The 17,952-nt window shown below is 70.4% G+C and carries 14 protein-coding genes; 10 read left to right on the top strand and 4 right to left on the bottom strand.

Annotation, left to right across the window (positions count from 1 at the left end; all coding sequences use genetic code 11):
* The 4 genes from ADE01S_RS02880 to ADE01S_RS02865 all read left to right on the top strand — a co-directional run bounded on the left by ADE01S_RS02880 (position 1) and on the right by ADE01S_RS02865 (position 7,604).
* The gene (locus ADE01S_RS02880) at positions 1-3,543 is read left to right on the top strand and encodes an indolepyruvate ferredoxin oxidoreductase family protein (protein ID WP_062679955.1); all 3,543 of its coding nucleotides are present in this window, start codon (positions 1-3) and stop codon (positions 3,541-3,543) included.
* 64 nt (positions 3,544-3,607) lie between these two features.
* Positions 3,608-4,510 (top strand): LysR substrate-binding domain-containing protein, encoded by a 903-nt coding sequence (locus ADE01S_RS02875; RefSeq protein WP_062679954.1) that lies wholly within the window; start codon positions 3,608-3,610, stop codon positions 4,508-4,510.
* A gap of 132 nt (positions 4,511-4,642) precedes the next feature.
* Positions 4,643-5,620: a Bug family tripartite tricarboxylate transporter substrate binding protein gene (locus ADE01S_RS02870; RefSeq protein ID WP_062679953.1), complete on the top strand. Its 978-nt coding sequence runs from the start codon at positions 4,643-4,645 to the stop codon at positions 5,618-5,620.
* Between the two features lie 10 nt (positions 5,621-5,630).
* Positions 5,631-7,604, top strand: coding sequence for an aconitase family protein (locus ADE01S_RS02865; RefSeq protein ID WP_062679952.1), 1,974 nt, complete (start codon positions 5,631-5,633; stop codon positions 7,602-7,604).
* 1 nt (position 7,605) lies between these two features.
* Here the strand turns inward: ADE01S_RS02865 and rraA are convergent, their stop codons facing one another.
* Both rraA and ADE01S_RS02855 read right to left on the bottom strand, forming a co-directional pair.
* Positions 7,606-8,172 (bottom strand): ribonuclease E activity regulator RraA, encoded by a 567-nt coding sequence (gene rraA, locus ADE01S_RS02860; RefSeq protein WP_062679951.1) that lies wholly within the window; start codon positions 8,170-8,172, stop codon positions 7,606-7,608.
* Positions 8,173-8,332: 160 nt separating this feature from the next.
* Positions 8,333-9,370 carry a T6SS phospholipase effector Tle1-like catalytic domain-containing protein gene (locus tag ADE01S_RS02855; RefSeq protein WP_062679950.1) on the bottom strand — a complete coding sequence of 346 codons (1,038 nt, stop codon included), beginning with the start codon at positions 9,368-9,370 and terminating at the stop codon, positions 8,333-8,335.
* A 408-nt stretch (positions 9,371-9,778) separates the two neighbouring features.
* Between ADE01S_RS02855 and ADE01S_RS02850 the strand changes: the two genes are divergently transcribed.
* Entirely contained in the window at positions 9,779-10,519 is a 741-nt protein-coding gene (locus ADE01S_RS02850) for a 5'-methylthioadenosine/adenosylhomocysteine nucleosidase (RefSeq protein ID WP_082775668.1), read from the top strand.
* 11 nt (positions 10,520-10,530) lie between these two features.
* Here the strand turns inward: ADE01S_RS02850 and ADE01S_RS31725 are convergent, their stop codons facing one another.
* Positions 10,531-10,695, bottom strand: coding sequence for a hypothetical protein (locus ADE01S_RS31725; RefSeq protein WP_087881316.1), 165 nt, complete (start codon positions 10,693-10,695; stop codon positions 10,531-10,533).
* 177 nt (positions 10,696-10,872) lie between these two features.
* Complete coding sequence (locus ADE01S_RS02845) at positions 10,873-12,219, bottom strand: hypothetical protein (protein ID WP_242663350.1); 1,347 nt, start codon at positions 12,217-12,219, stop codon at positions 10,873-10,875.
* Positions 12,220-12,485: 266 nt separating this feature from the next.
* On the opposite strand from ADE01S_RS02845, the gene ADE01S_RS02840 reads away from it, so the two are divergent.
* From ADE01S_RS02840 to ADE01S_RS02820, 5 genes are all read left to right on the top strand, one after another.
* Positions 12,486-13,184 (top strand): glutathione S-transferase N-terminal domain-containing protein, encoded by a 699-nt coding sequence (locus tag ADE01S_RS02840; RefSeq protein WP_062679948.1) that lies wholly within the window; start codon positions 12,486-12,488, stop codon positions 13,182-13,184.
* 76 nt (positions 13,185-13,260) lie between these two features.
* Positions 13,261-14,187, top strand: coding sequence for a LysR family transcriptional regulator (locus ADE01S_RS02835; protein WP_062679947.1), 927 nt, complete (start codon positions 13,261-13,263; stop codon positions 14,185-14,187).
* Positions 14,188-14,264: 77 nt separating this feature from the next.
* Entirely contained in the window at positions 14,265-15,680 is a 1,416-nt protein-coding gene (tcuA, locus tag ADE01S_RS02830) for an FAD-dependent tricarballylate dehydrogenase TcuA (protein WP_062679946.1), read from the top strand.
* Positions 15,667-16,884: a tricarballylate utilization 4Fe-4S protein TcuB gene (gene tcuB / locus ADE01S_RS02825; RefSeq protein WP_062679945.1), complete on the top strand. Its 1,218-nt coding sequence runs from the start codon at positions 15,667-15,669 to the stop codon at positions 16,882-16,884. Before tcuA ends, tcuB begins: the two co-directional genes overlap by 14 nt.
* Before the next feature lie 71 nt (positions 16,885-16,955).
* Positions 16,956-17,933 carry a Bug family tripartite tricarboxylate transporter substrate binding protein gene (locus tag ADE01S_RS02820; RefSeq protein ID WP_062679944.1) on the top strand — a complete coding sequence of 326 codons (978 nt, stop codon included), beginning with the start codon at positions 16,956-16,958 and terminating at the stop codon, positions 17,931-17,933.
* The last annotated feature ends 19 nt before the right edge of the window (positions 17,934-17,952 follow it).

Here is a 17,952-nt window from a genome sequence, read left to right as displayed (position 1 = left end):
GTGAACGCCTCACTTCCCACTGGCGCGGCCGATACCCATGGCCTGTCGCTGGACGACAAGTACACCCGCACCCAGGGGCGCATCTACCTGAGCGGCACGCAGGCCCTAGTGCGGCTGCCCCTGATGCAGAAACAGCGCGACCGCGAGGCGGGCCTGAACACCGGCGGCTATGTCTCGGGCTACCGGGGTTCGCCGCTGGGCGGGCTGGACCAGGCGCTGTGGAAGGCCAAGCGTCACCTGCAATCGCACGACGTGGTGTTCCAGCCGGGGGTGAACGAAGACCTGGCGGCCACCGCCGTCTGGGGATCGCAGCAGCTGAACCTGTTTCCGGGGGCGACGCGCGACGGCGTGTTCGGCATGTGGTACGGCAAGGGGCCGGGCGTGGACCGCTCGGTGGACGTGCTCAAGCACGCCAATTCCGCCGGCACCTCGGCGCGCGGCGGCGTGCTGATGCTGGCCGGCGACGACCACGCCGCGAAGTCCTCGTCGGTGGCGCACCAGTCCGAACACGTGCTGATCGCCAGCGGCATCCCGGTGCTGTATCCCTCCAACGTGCAGGAGTACCTGGACTACGGGCTGCACGGCTGGGCCATGAGCCGCTACACCGGGCTGTGGGTGGCGATGAAGTGCGTGACCGACGTGGTCGAATCCAGCGCCTCGGTGGACGTGGATTCCGGGCGGGTGCGCATCGTGCTGCCGCCGGACGCGCTGCCGGAGGGCGGCCTCAATATCCGCTGGCCGGATTCGCCGCTGGCCCAGGAGGCGCGGCTGCTGGACCACAAGTGGTATGCGGCGCTGGCCTACGTGCGCGCCAACAAGCTGAACCGCATCGTGCTGGATTCGCCGCGCGCGCACTTCGGCATCATGACGGCCGGGAAGGCCTACCTCGACGTGCGCCAGGCCTTGAACGACCTGGGGCTGGACGAGGCCGCCTGCCGCGAGGCGGGCATACGCGTGCTGAAGGTGGGCTGCATCTGGCCGCTGGATGCGCAGGGCGCCCGCGAATTCGCCACCGGCCTGAAGGAAATCCTGGTGGTCGAGGAGAAGCGCCAGATCCTGGAATACGCGCTGAAGGAAGAGCTCTACAACTGGCGCGACGACGTGCGGCCGCGGGTGTACGGCAAGTTCGACGAGCGCGAGCACGGCGGCGGGGAATGGTCCACGCCGCGCGGCGGCTGGCTGCTGCCGGCGCGCCACGAGCTGTCGCCGGCGCTGATCGCGCGGGCGATCGCCGCGCGGCTGGACAAGGCCGGGCTGTCCGACGCGCTGCGCGCGCGCATCGCGGCGCGGCTCGCGGTCATCGACGCCAAGGAGCGCGAGGCCGCCCGGCCCACGCTGGTGGAAGAGCGCAAGCCCTGGTTCTGTTCGGGCTGTCCGCACAATACGTCTACCCGCGTGCCGGAAGGCTCGCGCGCGGTGGCCGGCATCGGCTGCCACTACATGGCGATGTGGATGGACCGCAAGACCGACACCTTCAGCCAGATGGGCGGGGAGGGCGTCGCCTGGCTGGGCCAGAAGGACTTCACGTCCGAACGCCACATCTTCGCCAACCTGGGCGACGGCACCTATTTCCATTCGGGGCTCTTGGCGATCCGGGCCGCGGTCGCGGCGCGCGCGTCCATCACCTACAAGATCCTCTACAACGATGCGGTCGCCATGACCGGCGGGCAGCCGGTGGACGGCGTGCTGACCGTGCCGCAGATCGCCGCGCAGATGCAGGCCGAAGGCGTGGCGAAGACCGTGGTGGTGACCGACGAACCGGAAAAATACGCCGCCGCGGACGCCTTGCCGCAAGCGGTGGAAGTGCATCACCGCGCGGCGCTCGACGACGTGCAGCGCGCGCTGCGCGATATCGCCGGCACGACGGTGCTGATCTACGACCAGACCTGCGCCACCGAGAAGCGCCGGCGTCGCAAGCGCGGCGACTATCCCGATCCGGCCCGCCGCGCCTTCATCAACGAGGCCGTCTGCGAAGGCTGCGGCGACTGCTCCGCGCAGTCCAACTGCCTGTCCGTCGAGCCGCTGGAAACGCCGCTGGGCACCAAGCGCCGCATCAACCAGTCGTCCTGCAACAAGGACTTCTCCTGCGTGGAAGGCTTCTGTCCCAGCTTCGTGACGGCCGAAGGCGCCGCCCTGCGCAAGCCCGGCGCGGCTGCGGGGGCGCCCACGTTGCCGGCGGCGCCGCTGCCCGGCCGCGTGGACATCGCCGCGGGCGCGGCCTATCGCGTGGTGATCGCCGGCGTGGGCGGCACGGGCGTGGTGACCATCGGCGCGCTGCTGGGCGCGGCCGCGCATATCGAAGGCAAGGGCGTGACCGTGCTGGACATGGCGGGTCTGGCGCAGAAGGGCGGCGCCGTGCTCAGCCACGTGCAGCTGGCCAACCGCCCCGACGATCTGCACGCCACGCGCGTGGCGCTGGGCGAGGCGGACCTGGTCATCGGCTGCGACGCCCTGGTGTCGGCCTCGCCGGAAGTGCTGTCGCGCTTGCGGCCGGATCATGGGCGCGCAGTGGTGAACAGCACGGCCGCGCCGACGGCGGCATTCCTGGCGCAGCCGGACTGGCGCTTTCCCGGCGAACAGGCCGAGGCGGCGCTGGCGCGCAGCACCGGCGGCAACTGCGATTTCATCGAAGCGGGGCCGCTGGCCGAGGCGCTGCTGGGCGACGGTATCTACGCCAACCCCTTGTTGCTCGGCTATGCCTGGCAACAGGGCGGCTTGCCGCTATCGCTCGACAGCCTGCGGCGCGCGATCGAATTGAACGGCGTGGCGGTGGAGAAGAACCTGGCCGCGTTCGAACTGGGCCGCCAGGCCGCGCACCTCGGCGCGGCGGCGCTCAAGCCCGCGCCGCGGGCCCAGACGGCGGCGTTGCCCGAATCCCTGGACGGGCGGATCGGACGCCTGGCCGCGCACCTGCGCGCCTACCAGGACGAGGCCTACGCGGCGCGGTTCCTGGCCGCCGTGGAGGCCGTGCGCGCCCGCGAGGCGCTGCTGGCCGACCCGGGACATTTCGAGGTGACGCGCTCCGTCGCCCGCAACCTGGCTAAACTCATGGCCTACAAAGACGAGTACGAGGTGGCCCGGCTGTACGTCGATCCGGCGTTCAAGGCCCGGCTCCGCGAGCAATTCGAAGGCGAGCCGGGCAAGGACTACCGCTTGCGCTATCACCTGGCGCCGCCCGCGACCGCGAAGCGCGATGCGCGCGGCCGGCTGCGCAAGCGCGCCTACGGCCCCTGGATGGAGACCGTGTTTCGCGCGCTCGCCACGATGAAGGGGCTGCGGGGAACCTGGCTGGACGTGTTCGGCAAGACCGCCGAGCGCCGCATGGAGCGGCAGCTGGTCGCCGATTACTTCGCCCTGGCGGAAGAGTTCGCCCGGACGCTGGACGCCGGCAATCGCGAGGCGGCGCTCGCGCTGGCGGCGCTGCCGGACGAGATCCGCGGCTACGGCCACGTCAAGGAACAGGGTGTCGAGCGGGCGCGCTCGCGCGAGGCCGCGCTCTGGGAACGCTACCGCGGGCGGGCGCGGAAGCCCGTGGCGGCCTGAGGCGCGGGCGTGGTGTACGATCCCCGACGTTACGGGACGCCGCCCCGCCCCAGCCAGCCCGACCATGGAAAACCTCCTACGCAAACTCGACCTGACTTCGCTGCGGCTGTTCGTCGCGGTGTGCCAGGAGAACAGCATCGCGCGGGCCGCCGAGCGCGAGTTCATCGCGCCCTCGGCGGTCAGCCGGCGGATCGCCGAGATGGAGGCGCTGGTGGGCCTGGCGCTGATCGAGCGCCATACGCGCGGCGTGAGCGTGACGCCGGCGGGGCAGACCGTGCTGCGCCATGCGCGGCGCATCATCGGCGATGTCGAGGCCATGGGGGCGGAGCTCTCGCGCCTGTATGCCGGGGTGAAGGGCCACGTGCGGCTGGTGGCGAACCTGTCGGCCATCGTGCAGTTTCTGCCCGAGGACGTGGCGGCGTTCCAGCGTCTGTTTCCCGAAGTGGACATCGACCTGGAAGAGCAGCATAGCCCCGACGTGTTGCGGCTGGTGCGCGAGCGCGCCGCCGATTTCGGGATCTGCAACCGCATCCCCGGCGCGCAGGGCGTGGAGCAGCTGCCCTACCGCCGCGACCGGCTGGCGGTGATGCTGCCGGCCGGGCATCCCAAGGCCGCGGCGCGGCAGCTGAGCCTGCGTGACATCGCGGGCGAAACCTTTGTGGGCCTGCGCGAGAACAGCGCGCTGACGCAGCTGCTCGCGGCGCAGGCGGCCGCGCTGGGCGCCACGCTTGCCGTCAAGATCCGCGTGGCGAGCCTGGACGCCCTATGCCGCATGACCCACGCGGGCCTGGGCGTCGCGGTCATGCCGCAGCAGGTGGCCGAGCTGTACCTGCAGTCGCTGGACGTGGTGGTGCGGCCCTTGTCCGACGAGTGGGCGCAGCGCCAACTCTGCATCGTCCTGCTGGACCAGGGCCAGTTGTCGGCCACCGCGGCCACGCTGGTCAAGTTCCTGGCGCAGCAGGGCTGACGCCATCTCGGTTCGCGATGGCCGTCGTGCCCAGAGGGCACTTCGGCGATCGGCGCCATCTCCTTATAGTCGAAGCGCGTCATGCGACGGGACGGGGCAACGAGACCCCGCTGCGCTTCACCAGGAGACAATATGACCCCCCCCATCCGATTCCTCGCGAGCTGTATGCTCGCGCTCGGCGTGCTGGCCCCCGGCGCACAGGCGCTTGCGGCCGACTACCCCGAACGTCCGATCCGGCTGATCGTGCCCACCTCGCCCGGCTCCACCGCGGACGTGGTGGCGCGCGTGGTGGCCGAGACCCTGGGCAAGACGCTGGCCCAGCCCCTGATCGTGGAGAACCTGGCCGGGGCGGCCGGCATTCCGGGCACCCGCCAGCTGGTGGCGGCCAAGCCCGACGGCTACACGCTGGCCATCGTGTCGTCCAATCACGCCATCAATCCCAGCCTGTACAAGAGCATGCCGTACGACTCGGTGAAGGACGTCACGCCCATTTCGGTCATCGGCACGACGCCCCTGGTAATGGTGACGGCCGAGAACTCGCCGTACCGCGACATCGGCGCGCTGCTGGCGGCCGCGAAGGCGCAGCCGGGCAAGATCAACTACGGCTCGTCGGGCAGCGGCAGCGTGCTGCACCTGGCGGGCGAGCTGCTGAAGTCCCGCGCCGGCGTCGACATGATGCACATCCCCTATCGCGGCGGCAACGCCTTGATCACGGACGTCATGTCCGGCCAGATCCAGGTGGCGTTCCTGGCGGTGCCTTCCGTGCTGGCGCAGGTGCAGGCGGGCAAGCTGCGCGCGCTGGCCGTCAGCACGCCGGAGCGTCTTGCCGCGCTGCCCGGCGTGCCGACCCTGGACGAGTCCGGAGTGAAGGGCTATTCCTACGACGCCTGGATCGCGCTGATCGGGCCGGCCGGGCTGCCGGCTGACATCGTCCGGCGCCTGCAGGCCGCCACCGAACAGACCATGCGGGACCCGGCCGTCCTGAAGACGCTGGCCCCGCAAGGCTTCGTGGCGCAAGGCAGCAGCACCGAGGCCGCGGCCCGGACGCTGACCGAGGAAATCTCCAAGAGCCAGGCGCTGGTCAAGGCCGCGGCCGTCACCCCTGAATAGCACCGGCAATATGGCTACCTACGTACTCGATGCGCCCGCGCGGCTGCTTTTCCTGTCCTGTGATCCCGAGAAAGTGGCGGCGCAGCTGGCGGGCACCGTGCTGGCGCGCCGACAGGCGGAGCCGCTGCGAGACGACGTCTCCACCGACGAGATCACGCCTGTCCCGATCCTGACCCATTTCGACGAGGCGCTGGGCCGCTATCCCTACACCGGCCTGCGGGCCGGCGATGCCCTGCCGGTCGGGCCGGACGCGATCCGGCGGGCGGGCGTGAACGTGGTGGTGGGCGGCAAGCGCTACGGCAAGGGCTCGTCGCGCGAGCACAGCCCCATGGCGGAGAAGTCCGCGGGGGTGCGCCTGGTGATCGCCGAGAGTTTCGAGCGCATCTATCGGCAGAACGCCGACAACATCGGCCTCTACACCAGCACCGACATGAGCCTGGCGGAGCGCCTGCGGCAAGGCGAGGCCGTCACGGTGGACGAAATCGTCGCGGATCGCGACGACCTGGCCGCCGCCATCGTCAGGGCAGGGGGGCTGCTGGCCTTCGGCCAGGCCAGGCTGGGCGACGTTGAGCCGCAGCCCGTCGCCGGCGATTGTGCGCCCCGCACCCTGTTCGAGAAAATCATCCTGCGCCACCTGTTGCGCACCGCCGTGACGCCGGCCTCGTCCGAGCCGGGCGGCGGCGTGTTCGTCCGGGCCGACTGGCGCTTCATCCACGAGTACTACACCGGCATGGCGGCCCATATGCTGCATGCCCGTTTCGGCAAGCCGCTGCGCCTGGTCGACCGCGAGCGCATCGTGGTGTTCGAGGACCACACGTCCTACGTGGACGAGAGCCCCAACCATGTGCGGGCCGGCATCGTTCCCAACGTGCGCGTCATGTGCCAGGCGCAGCGTGATTTCGTCGACGCCTACGGCCTGCGCCAGCACCGCACGCTGACCGAGGCCGAAGCCGCGCGCGATACGGGCGGCAACGTCGCCGGCATTTCCCACGCCATGATGGCGGAACGCTATGCACTGCCGGGCCAGGTGGTGGTGGGCACGGATTCGCACACGCCGCACAGCGGGGCGCTGGGCTGCGTGGCCTTCGGCGTGGGCACGACCGACATGGCCAACGCCTTCGTCACCGGCGCCGTGCGGCTGACGATGCCGGCGTCGTTGCGGGTCGAGCTCGCGGGCACGCTGCCGCCGGGCGTGACGGCCAAGGACATCGTGCTGCACCTGCTGGCCCTGCCGGCGATCCGCGCCGGCGCGGGCGTGGGCAAGGTGTTCGAGTTCACGGGCGAGGCGGTGGCGGCCCTGTCCATCGACGAACGCGCGACGCTGACCAACATGACCGCCGAGCTGGGCGGCCTGACCGGGATCGTGGCGCCGGATGCCGAGACCGTGCGCTTCCTGCGCGAGCGGCGCGGCGTGGACGTGGCGTTGGAACCGTGGATGCGCAGCGATCCCGGCGCCGCCTACGCCGCGACGTTGCGGGTGGACTGCGGCGCCTTGTCCGCGCTGGTGGCGGCTCCGGGCGATCCGGGCAACGGCGTGCCGCTGTCGTCGTTGCGGGACCGTCCCCGCGTCGACATCGCCTATGGCGGCTCCTGCACCGCCGGCAAGCGCGAAGACTTCGATCGCTATCACGAGGTGCTGGCCTGGGCGGTGGCGCGCGGCTTGCGCATCCCGTCAGGCGTCACGCTGTATCTGCAATACGGCACCACCGCGGTGCGCGACTACTGCGTGGCGCGCGGCTACGACCGGACGTTCGCGGCGGTGGGCGCGCGCATCCTGCAGCCGTCCTGTGGCGCTTGCGCCAATTGCGGCCCGGGGTCGTCCACCGACGCGGGGCAGGTGACGGTCAGCGCCATCAACCGCAATTTCCCCGGGCGCTCGGGCCCCGGCAGCGTCTGGCTGGCCAGTCCGCCCACCGTCATGGCCAGCGCCCTGGCGGGCGAGCTGGCCTCGTTCGCGGAATTGCAGGCGCGGCACGCGCCCTGAGTCAGTCCTGCGGCCGCGCCGGCCCGTCGGTATGGCGGCGCGACAGCAGCACGACGCCATCGGTGTCGGCGTACAGCCAGTCCCCGCTGTGGATGTCGACGCCTTGCAGCTGCACGCGCGTTCCGGCGACTGCCCGCGGCATGTCGCGCGGCCGGTTCGGCAGCGTGCCCAGGGCGTGGATGCCCAGCGGCATGCGCGCCAGCGCCTGCGTGTCGCGCGCATAGCCATTGAGCAGCACGCCGCTCCAGCCGTTCTGCACGCCCATGGCGGCCATGCGGTCGCCCAGCACGGCGTGCGCGGCATGGCCCTGTCCGTCCACCGCCAGCACCCGACCCAGCCCTGGTTCCGCCAGCAGGCCGGCCAGCGACAGGGCGCCGTCCGCGCCGGGCGAGGGCACCGCCACCACCTGGCCGAAGTACCAGGGCCGGCCGCCGTAGGAGCGGAACACGGGCGGGAGCACGCGCAGCCCCCAGGCGGGATCGTCCATGCAGTTGTCGCACAGGTCAGCCGTGCTCCAGGTGACGTCGGGCGCGTTGCGGTAGCTGGGCGGGGTGAAAGGCTGGGTCATCGTCGGGCGGCCCGTCGCGGGCAGGGAAAGGGGATGCCCATATTGCCACGCTCGGCATGCCATTAGGGATTCCCGCCACTTTGCGCCGGACGAAACCCAGGTTACGCCTGGGGCCGCGATTCGCGCGAGGATAAGCCGGGCCCGCGCCGCCGGCCCAGGTTCAGCGCGAGACCGGCAGCTGTTCCAGCGCGCGCTTGAAGTCCGGGTATTCCTTCAAGAACTCCTGGCTGTGCGCGCAGCGTTTCATCAGGCGGTCGTCCACCGTCAGGTTCAGCACGGTCGCGCCGTCCCACTGGCGGGGACGCTTGCGCACGTGGATCAGCACCTTTTGCGTGAACTCCTGGTAGGAGTCATGCGGGTTGCATTGCTCGTAGTCGGTGGAAATCCGCTGGGCGATGCCGGCTTCCAGGCCCGCCTGCCGGGCCTTTTCCTGCAGCCACGAGGCGGGCAGGGTCTGCAGGCTGCCGTCGCGGTAGCCGCCGCCGATGTCCGAATGGGCGCCGATGAACCAGCGCTGCTCCACGGGCCGGTCGGGCGGACGGGGATCGGAATCGGCCAGCCGCGTCCACAGGGTGGGGAAGTACGGCTCGCGGTACTCGTTGGTGGCAATCGCGTGATAGGCGTTGCGGACGTGGTTGCTCAGTTCGGTGTCGTGGAAGTTGTAGAACGTGGAGAAGCCGGGGAAAGGGATGCCGCCCACGGGGATGCCCAGGCTGCCCACCGTGTCCCAGACGCCGACGAAATGCAGGTCGGTCTCGCGCGAGAAGCGGGCGCGGAACTCGATGGCTTCGAGCGATACGGGTTTGCAGTCGTCGCGGTACAGGGCATAGGCCTCGGCGACGTTGGCGTCGGTGGGCTCGTTCAGCAGCCCGCATTTCCGCACCATGCCGGCCAGGCTGCGGGCGGAGTAGGCGCCGCGGCTGAAACCGAACAGGAAGATGCGGTCGCGCGGCGCGTGCCGCTGGCACAGCCACCGATAGCCGGCGCGGATATTGGCCGACAGCCCCGCACCGAAGGCGCCGCCCATGAACTTGTCGATGGCGGCCCACAGGCCCTGTCCTTGCGTGCCGACCCCTTCGATGTACAGCGTTTCCTGGGTGCTGGTCTCGGGCGCCGCCTTGTAGAGTTCGTAGACGTTGGTGCGGTCGTTGGGCTCGTTCCAGGTCCCGTCGAAGAACACGGCAAGATTCTTCACCATGATGGTCTCCCCACAGATCGGTTCTTTCGATGCGTCTGTTGCTGGCAGGGGTCCGCTCCCGCGCGAGCTACGCTAGCACGCGCCGCGTGCGACGCCGGGCGCGGGGTTTCCCTGCTGGGAGGATGTACACCGCCCTTGTGACTATGCAGCCGGGAGCAATCTCGCGGGCCGGCGCGGGCCCTCCGTCCGGGACGGGCGCGGCCGCCCCGGGCGCGGCCAGGACGGCTACGGCGTCAGGAGCAATCCGTGGCGGCGCGGATGGTATCCGAACCGCGCGCCTTCAGGCGATCCTGCATGCAACCGCCGGCCCGCCGGCTACGTCGCGGGAGATGGCGGTCGGGCCATTTCGGAAAAGCGCCGCAATCGGGTATGTTGCGCCTTCCTAGCCATTCAATGAGAAAAAACACGATGGAACGCCTGGCCATCCTGGGTGCGTTGCACGAAGAAATCGCCGACCTGCTGGCGGCGATGGATCCCGGCGCGGCCGTCCACCGCATCGCGATGCGCGATTTCCACGTAGGCACCTTATGGGGCACGCCCTGCGTGATCGCGCTGAGCCGGATCGGCAAGGTGGCGGCCGCCGCGACCGCGTCCATCGTGATCCGGGAATTCCAAGTTTCCCGGGTGATCTTCACCGGCCTGGCCGGCGGGCTGCATCCGGACGTGGAGGTGGGCGACGTGGTGGTCGCCCATAGCCTGATGCAGCACGATATGGACGCGCGGCCCCTGTTCGGCCAGCACGAGATCCCGCTGCTGGGCCGGGTGCGTTTCGAATCGGATGCCGAACTGAGCAAACGCTTGCTCGACAGCGCGGGCGATTTCGTCCGCGGCCGCGCCATCGAAGGCGCGGCGCGCGCGCAAGCCCGCGTCCATGGCGGGCTGATCGCCACCGGCGACGTGTTCGTCAGCCACGCCGAGGAGGCCCTGGCGTTGCGCGCGCGCTTGCCGGATGCGCTGTGCGTGGAAATGGAGGGCGCGGCGATGGCGCAGGTCTGCTACGAATCCGGCATTCCTTTCGCCGTGCTGCGGGTGATCTCCGACCGCGCCGACCACGCCGCGAAGACCGACTTCACCGCGTTCCTGGAAAATGTGGCGCGGGTGTACACGGCAGGCATCCTGGCGCCCTTGCTGAAGGCGCGGGCCCTGTAGCGCGGTCGGGTCTAGCGGCCCGTATCCGGGTAGTTCGGCCCGGGGTCGCTGAAGCCGCCGCTGCTGTAGGGATTGACCGCGCCGGGGTGGGGCGGGCCGCCTTCGCCCGGGGCGCAGCCGGCCAGCAGCAGCGCGGCCGCCAGCGCGGTGATCAGGTGCTTCAGGGGGGATGTCATGGTGATCTCCTGCGGCTGCCCCTCGACAGGCGCCTCGTGTGCAGCGTATACGGATGATTATAGGACCGCATCCTGGCTATCCAGCGCCAGCATGCCGCAACGGCGGGGACGCAGACTTTCACGCCGCGGTTGTCGGCCATCCTTCGACGCCTATCCTGGCGCGCGTCGGCCCGCCGGCTAGGCCGCGGTCTTGGGTTTGATGCGCGGCCGGGCGCAGCCCTCCTGGTAGGCCTGCACCGCGCGGGAGCCGGCGGGCTGGAAGTAGGGATGGGGATAGCCGGCCTCCCGCAGGGCCGTGTGCAGGCGCTGGCCCCACACGCATTGCGCCCGCGCTTCGTCCCACAGCCGCGTCGCCAAGTCGCGCTGGCCGTCGCGCCAAAGCGCCAGCCCATAGTCGGCCACCATTTCCTCGTCGCGCGGGATGTCGCGGTAAGACTGTTTCATCAGGGCCAGGCCGCCCTGGGCGTCGCCGCGCAGCGCCAGGATCCAGCCCAGGGTCGCCTGGTTGTACGGTTTGGGGCCGACGCGGCGGACCGACTCGCGCGCCTGCGCCTCGGCTTCGGCCAGGTACTCGGGGAAATCGGCCAGGTAGTAGGCGATGCTGTTGGCCCAGTCCGGCCCGCCCCGCGTCCTGGCGGCGCCGCGTTGCAGCGCGCGGGCGTCGGCCAGCGCGAATGCCGGCCTGCCCAGCAGCTTTTCCAGCGCGTAGCGGTCGCGCAGCACCGCCGGGTCCAGGGGCTTGAGCGATTCCGGAAAACGCCACTGCCGCGCGCGGTCCGCCCAGGCCCGCGCCTCGTCGCCGCGCCCCGCCGACAACAGCAGGCGCGCCAGGTTCAGCTGTTGCCGGGGCTGCGCGGCGCAGCGCATGGCATCGATCAGTTGCCGCGCGCCGTCGGCGTCGCCCTGGCTGAACTTGCGGTTCACGGCGTCCAGCTCGCCGAAGCACCGGCTGTCCCCGGTCATGTCGCTGTCGATGGACAGCGACAGCGTGCCCGCGGGCGTCGCGTGGCTGAAGTAGGCGGTGTTGCCCTCGCGGCTGGTGTAGCCCAGGTCCACCCATTGCTCGCCCCAGCGCATGCGCATGGTGGTGATGTAGGGCCAGCCCGCGACCGGCTCCTTGTCCTTCCCGCTCGAATGCAGATGGAAAAAATGACCCCAGGGGCCGTCGCCGATGCGCCGGATGAGCGTGAAGTCGTCGGGGGAATGCGCTTCCCGCGTCCAGACCCAGGCCGTGCGGCCCTGCGCGTCCGTCACGCCGTGCAGGATGCCGTCCTGGGTGGGCGTGCCGGCGATGTCCTCGCCCTTGTCCGTGAGGAACAGGCGGTAGGGCGTGCCGGCGGCGAGGGCGCTGCCCTGGCGTTGCTCCAGGGTCAGCGTGAAATAGCGGCCGTGCGGGCCGGTGCCGTACTGGGGCAGGTCGTCGGGCGGCGTGGCGGCCAGGGGGGCGGGAGGGGAGGCCAGGACCTGGCCGAACAGCAGGGCGCCGGCGAGCAGCGCGAGGTATCGGTGTAGCGTGTGCGTCATGGGAACGGCGTGTGGGACTCGCGCCTGGGCGGCCGCCGCGGTGGCGGCGCCCATCGGAACGGGCGGGCACGGATGATGCCCAGGCGGCATGATGCGCGCCCGACCAGGATGTGGCAAGAATCGCGGCCCGGGAGCGGCTGGAGAGCGCCGGTCGCGCGATGCGTTTTTCGCCCGGATGGTCCTGCCGCGGTCGCGCGAGGGTGGGGTTTTGAGCTAGGATTAGCCGCAGAATTTCTCCCCCTCCGCCCTCTCTGGAGACCTCCCGCATGGCCGACCTCAGTTCCTTCGCCATCACCAAGAAATGGCCCGCGCTGCACCCCGATCGCATCCAGCTGTACTCGCTGCCCACGCCCAACGGCGTGAAGGTGTCCATCATGCTGGAAGAGACCGGGCTGCCCTACGAGGCGCATCGCGTCAGCTTCGATTCCCGGGACCAGTTCTCGCCGGAATTCCTGTCGCTCAGCCCGAACAACAAGATCCCGGCCATCCTGGATCCCGACGGCCCCGACGGCAAGCCCCTGGGCCTGTTCGAGTCGGGCGCCATCCTGATCTACCTGGCCTCGAAGTCCGGCCAGTTCATCCCGGCGGACACGGCGGGACGCTACGAGACCCTGCAATGGGTGATGTTCCAGATGGGCGGCATCGGCCCGATGTTCGGCCAGCTGGGCTTTTTCCACAAATTCGCCGGCAAGGACTACGAGGACAAGCGCCCGCGCGACCGCTACGTGGCGGAATCCCGGCGCCTGCTGGCCGTGCTGGACGAGCGGCTGGCCGGTCGCGACTGGGTGATGGGCGACCAGTACACCATCGCCGACATCGCCATCCTGCCGTGGGTGCGCAACCTGGTGGGCTTCTACGGCGCGGGCGAGCTGGTGGAATTCGCCCAGTTCAAGAACGTCGCGCGCGTGCTCGACGCCTTCGTCGCCCGCCCGGCCGTGGCGAGGGGATTGACGATACCGGCCTGAAGCCTGCCCCGGGGGCGGCGGGCCGCGGCGCCGTCCTACAATGGCCCGGACCCGAATCCCGACCCCAAGGCCCCTCATGGAACTCCGCCAGCTCCGCTATTTCGTCCGCGTCGTCGAGGCGGGCAGCATCGGGCGCGCGGCGCAGTCCATCGGCATGGTGACTTCCGCCCTCAGCCAGCAGATCAGCCGGCTGGAGGGCGAGCTCTCCACCCGGCTCCTGCAGCGCAGCGCCAGCGGGGTGCAGCCCACCGACGCGGGCCTGGCGTTCTTCCGGCAGGCGCAGTTGGCGTTGCGCCACGCGGACGACGCCATCCAGGCCGCGCAGCAGGCCCGCCTGGCCGGCCACGTCAGCGTGGGCCTGCCGTCCACCACGGCGGCCATCCTGGGCGCGCCGTTCGTGCAGGCCATGAACGAACGCTATCCGGACATCCGCCTGCATCTGGTGGAGGCGCTGTCGGGCCACCTGAGCGACATGCTCAACGGCCGCCAGCTGGACCTGGCCATCGTGTTCCAGGCCGAGTCGGCCCGCCGCTGGAGCGTCATGCCCCTGCTGGACGAGCCGCTGTTCCTGCTGGCTCGCCCGGACATGCCGGAGCTGCCCGCCGGCGACACGACGCGGATCGACGCCATCGCGCACCTGCCCCTGGTCCTGCCCAGCGGACGGCACGGCCTGCGGGCGTTGGTGAACAATGCCTTCCTGCAGCGGGGGCGCGCGCCCCAGGTCGCGGTGGAGGTGGACGGCCTGCCCATGCTCATGGACGTGGTCCAGGCCGGACTGGGCGCCACCATCCAGCCCAGTTCCGCCATGGCGCGCATCGCGCCGGGCCAACTGCACATGGCGCGCATCGACGACGCGCACCTGTTCCGTCCCAACCTGCTGGCCAGCCTGTCCGAGGACGAGCTGTCGCCCGCCGCGCTGGCGGCCCGCCTGGTGCTGGCCGACGTGTCGCGCGCGCTGGCGCGCGCGGGGAAATGGGCGGTGGTGGCTCTTCACGATTCATGAAGACCTGTTGACGCCTGGCTGATATCGGCGGATCGCCGCGCCCGATACAGTCCCTTTCTTGAATGAGGGACAAGGGCATGGTCGACGTCTTGGTGATAGGAGGGGGCAACGCGGCGCTGTGCGCGGCCCTGATGGCGCGCGAAGCCGGCGCCAGCGTGCTGCTGCTGGAAGCGGCGCCGCGCGAGTGGCGCGGGGGCAATTCGCAGCACACGCGCAATCTGCGCTGCATGCACGACGCGCCTCAGGACGTGCTGGTCGAGGCCTACCCCGAAGAGGAATACTGGCAGGACCTGCTGAAGGTGACGGGCGGGCAGACCAACGAGCACCTGGCCCGCCTGGTCATCCGCGAATCGTCCACCTGTCGCGACTGGATGCGCCGCCATGGCGTGAACTTCCAGCCGCCGCTGTCCGGCGCCCTGCACGTGGCCCGCACCAATGCCTTCTTCATGGGCGGCGGCAAGGCGCTGGTGAACGCCTATTACCGCAGCGCCGAGGCGCTCGGCGTCCAGATCCGCTACAACGCCCCGGTCGATTCGCTGGAACTCGACGGCGGCCGCTTCGTGGCGGCGCGCATCGGCGACGAACGCATCGAGGCGCGGGCCTGCGTGCTGGCCGCGGGCGGTTTCGAATCCAACCGCGAATGGCTGCGCGAGGCCTGGGGCCAGAACGAGCGCGGCGAATGGCCGGCCGACAACTTCCTGATCCGGGGCACCCGCTACAACATGGGCGTCCTGCTGAAATTCATGCTGGATGCCGGCGCCGACGGCATCGGCGATCCCTCGCAATCCCATTGCGTGGCCATCGACGCCCGCGCGCCCCTGTATGACGGCGGCATCTGCACGCGCATCGATTGCGTGTCGCTCGGGGTGGTGGTGAACCGCGACGCCCAGCGCTTCTACGACGAAGGCGAGGATTTCTGGCCCAAGCGCTACGCCATCTGGGGGCGCCTGACCGCCATGCAGCCGGGCCAGATCGCCTACTCCATCATCGACGCCAAGGCGATCGGCCGGTTCATGCCGCCGGTGTTCCCCGGCGTGCAGGCCGATACCCTGCCGGAGCTGGCGCGCAAGCTGGGCCTGGATCCGGCCGCCTTCGAGCAGACCGTGGGCGACTACAACGCCGCCTGTCGCGTGGGCAAGTTCGACCACACCGCGCTGGACGATTGCCACACCGAAGGGCTGACGCCCGCGAAGACGCACTGGGCGCGTCCCATCGACACCGCGCCGTTCTACGGCTACGCCCTGCGGCCGGGAATCACCTTCACCTATCTGGGCCTGAAGGTCGACGATACCGCCGCGGTCCGGTTCAACGACGTGCCCAGCGACAACCTGTTCGTCGCTGGCGAAATGATGGCCGGCAATGTGCTGGGCAAGGGCTATACCGCCGGCGTGGGCATGTCCATCGGCACTGCCTTCGGCCGCATCGCCGGCACCCGCGCCGCCGCCGCCGCGCGCCACCCGAACTCCGCCGGAGCACTCCATGAAGCAGCTTGAAGCCCTGGCCCGCGAGGCGCAGTCTTTTTCCGAAGCGAAGCCGGCCATGGCCGAGCAGACCATCCATTGGCACGGCGGCGGCGCGAAGCCGCAGGTCGGCGCGCTGACGGACGACGAAACCGAAGTCGCGCGCGTCATGCAGATCTGCAATGCCTGCCGCTACTGCGAGGGGTTCTGCGCGGTCTTCCCCGCCATGACCCGCCGCCTGGAATTCGGCAAGGCCGACATCAACTACCTGGCCAATCTGTGCCACAACTGCGGCGCCTGTCTGCACGCCTGCCAGTACGCGCCGCCGCATGAATTCGCGGTGAACGTGCCGCAGGCCATGGCCCGCGTCCGGGTGCAGACCTACACCGACTACGCCTGGCCGGCCGCGCTGGGCTCGCTCTACAAGCGCAACGGCCTGGCCTTGTCCCTGGCCACGGCGGCGGGGCTGGCGCTGTTCCTGGCCCTGGCGGCGTTGATGGCCGGCGGGCTGTTCCATGAGCCGCTGGCCGGCAATTTCTACGCCGTGTTCCCGCACAACACGCTGGCGCTGATGTTCGGCGTGGTGTTCGGCTTCGCGGTGCTGGCCCTGGGCATCGGCGTGGCGCGCTTCTGGCGCAACGTCAGTCCGGGCGCGGCAACGGGCGCGGCGGTGGCCGAGGCCGCCCACGACGCCCTGCGCCTGCGCTACCTGGACGGCGGCCACGGCAAGGGCTGCAACAACGCGGACGACGCCTTCACGCTCTGGCGGCGGCGCTTCCACCACTTCACGTTCTACGGCTTCATGCTGTGCTTCGCGGCCACCAGCGTGGCCACGCTGTACCACTACCTGCTGGGACAGCCGGCGCCGTATCCCTTCTTCAGCGCGCCGGTGCTGCTGGGCACCGCGGGCGGGATCGGGCTGCTGATCGGCCCGGCCGGGCTGCTGTGGCTGAACGTCAAGCGCCATCCGCTGCAGGGCGATGCCGCCCAAAAGCCGATGGACCGCGGCTTCATCGCGCTGCTGTTCCTGACCAGCGCCACCGGCCTGGCCTTGCTGGCCGGCCGCGACACCGGCGCCATGGCGCTCCTGCTGGCCATCCACCTGGGCGTGGTCATGGCGCTGTTCCTGACCCTGCCCTACGGCAAGTTCGCGCACGGCATCTACCGGTCCGCCGCGCTCTTGAAGTGGTCGATCGAAAAGCGCCAGCCCAACAAGTTGCAGCTGGGCTCGGATTGAAGGGCCGAGCGGCCTGAAGCGGACGCCGCCGCGGGGCGGCGCCGCCATTCATAACAAACCAGGAGACTTCAATGTTCCGCACCCCCACGTTGGCGCGCCTCGCGCTGGCCGCCTGTCTGCTGCCGGCGCTGCCGGCGGCCCAGGCGCAGTCCTTTCCCTCGAAGCCGATCACGCTGGTCGTGCCGCATTCGGCCGGCGGCACGTCGGACATCCTCGCGCGCACGGTCGCGGCCGAAGCCGCCAAGACCCTGGGCCAGACCATCGTCATCGACAACAAGGGCGGCGCCAACGGCACCATCGCGGCCAAGCAGGTGGCCACGTCCGCGCCCGACGGCTACACGCTGCTGCTGGCCACCGCCAGCACGCACGGCATCAACCCCTCGCTGTACTCGCGCATTTCGTACGACGCGGTGAAGGACTTCACGCCCGTCACGCTGCTGGCCACGGTGCCCAACGTGCTGGTGGTGGGCAAGCCGGTGCAGGCCGCGAACGTGCAGGAGCTGATCGCGTACGTCCGCTCGCAGGGCGACCGGACCAACATGGGCTCGGCGGGCGCGGGCACGCCCGGCCACCTGGCCGGCGAGATGTTCAAGAGCGCGGCCAAGCTGGAATTCACGCACGTGCCCTACAAGGGCGGCAGCCCGGCCATCACCGACCTGATCGGCGGCCAGATCGACTTCATGTTCACCACGATTCCCGGCGTGCTGCCGCACGTGAAGGCAGGCACGCTGCGCGCGCTGGCCGTGACGTCGCCGCAACGTTCGCCCGCCATGCCCGATATCCCCACCATGGCGGAATCGGGCCTGCCGGGCTTCCAGGCGGTGTCGTGGCACGGCATCGTCGCGCCCGCGGGCACGCCGGACGCCGTGATCGCCAAACTGAACGAAGCCCTGAGCGGCGCGCTGGCGGCGCCGGCCGTCAAACAGCGGCTGATGGAAGAGGGCGCGCAGGCCTCCAGCCTGAACACCGCCGCGTTCGGCGCCTTCATCCAAAGCGAGATCGCGGCCTGGGCCAAGGCCGTCAAGGACTCGGGCGCCACCGCGAACTGAGGCCGGCGTCATGCAGGGC

This window comes from Achromobacter denitrificans NBRC 15125 (assembly GCF_001571365.1).
GTDB lineage: Bacteria > Pseudomonadota > Gammaproteobacteria > Burkholderiales > Burkholderiaceae_B > Achromobacter > Achromobacter denitrificans.
This window is presented reverse-complemented; position numbering and strand designations above follow the sequence as displayed.

Coding starts and splice junctions, on each gene's coding strand:
- tcuA (WP_062679946.1), top strand. CDS start 14,265: ATGGTCGACGTCTTGGTGATAGGAGGGGGCAACGCGGCGCTGTGCGCG.
- ADE01S_RS02850 (WP_082775668.1), top strand. CDS start 9,779: ATGGAACGCCTGGCCATCCTGGGTGCGTTGCACGAAGAAATCGCCGAC.
- ADE01S_RS02855 (WP_062679950.1), bottom strand. CDS start 9,370: ATGGTGAAGAATCTTGCCGTGTTCTTCGACGGGACCTGGAACGAGCCC.
- ADE01S_RS02865 (WP_062679952.1), top strand. CDS start 5,631: ATGGCTACCTACGTACTCGATGCGCCCGCGCGGCTGCTTTTCCTGTCC.
- ADE01S_RS02835 (WP_062679947.1), top strand. CDS start 13,261: ATGGAACTCCGCCAGCTCCGCTATTTCGTCCGCGTCGTCGAGGCGGGC.
- ADE01S_RS02840 (WP_062679948.1), top strand. CDS start 12,486: ATGGCCGACCTCAGTTCCTTCGCCATCACCAAGAAATGGCCCGCGCTG.
- tcuB (WP_062679945.1), top strand. CDS start 15,667: ATGAAGCAGCTTGAAGCCCTGGCCCGCGAGGCGCAGTCTTTTTCCGAA.
- ADE01S_RS31725 (WP_087881316.1), bottom strand. CDS start 10,695: ATGACATCCCCCCTGAAGCACCTGATCACCGCGCTGGCGGCCGCGCTG.
- ADE01S_RS02845 (WP_242663350.1), bottom strand. CDS start 12,219: ATGACGCACACGCTACACCGATACCTCGCGCTGCTCGCCGGCGCCCTG.
- ADE01S_RS02870 (WP_062679953.1), top strand. CDS start 4,643: ATGACCCCCCCCATCCGATTCCTCGCGAGCTGTATGCTCGCGCTCGGC.
- ADE01S_RS02875 (WP_062679954.1), top strand. CDS start 3,608: ATGGAAAACCTCCTACGCAAACTCGACCTGACTTCGCTGCGGCTGTTC.
- ADE01S_RS02820 (WP_062679944.1), top strand. CDS start 16,956: ATGTTCCGCACCCCCACGTTGGCGCGCCTCGCGCTGGCCGCCTGTCTG.
- rraA (WP_062679951.1), bottom strand. CDS start 8,172: ATGACCCAGCCTTTCACCCCGCCCAGCTACCGCAACGCGCCCGACGTC.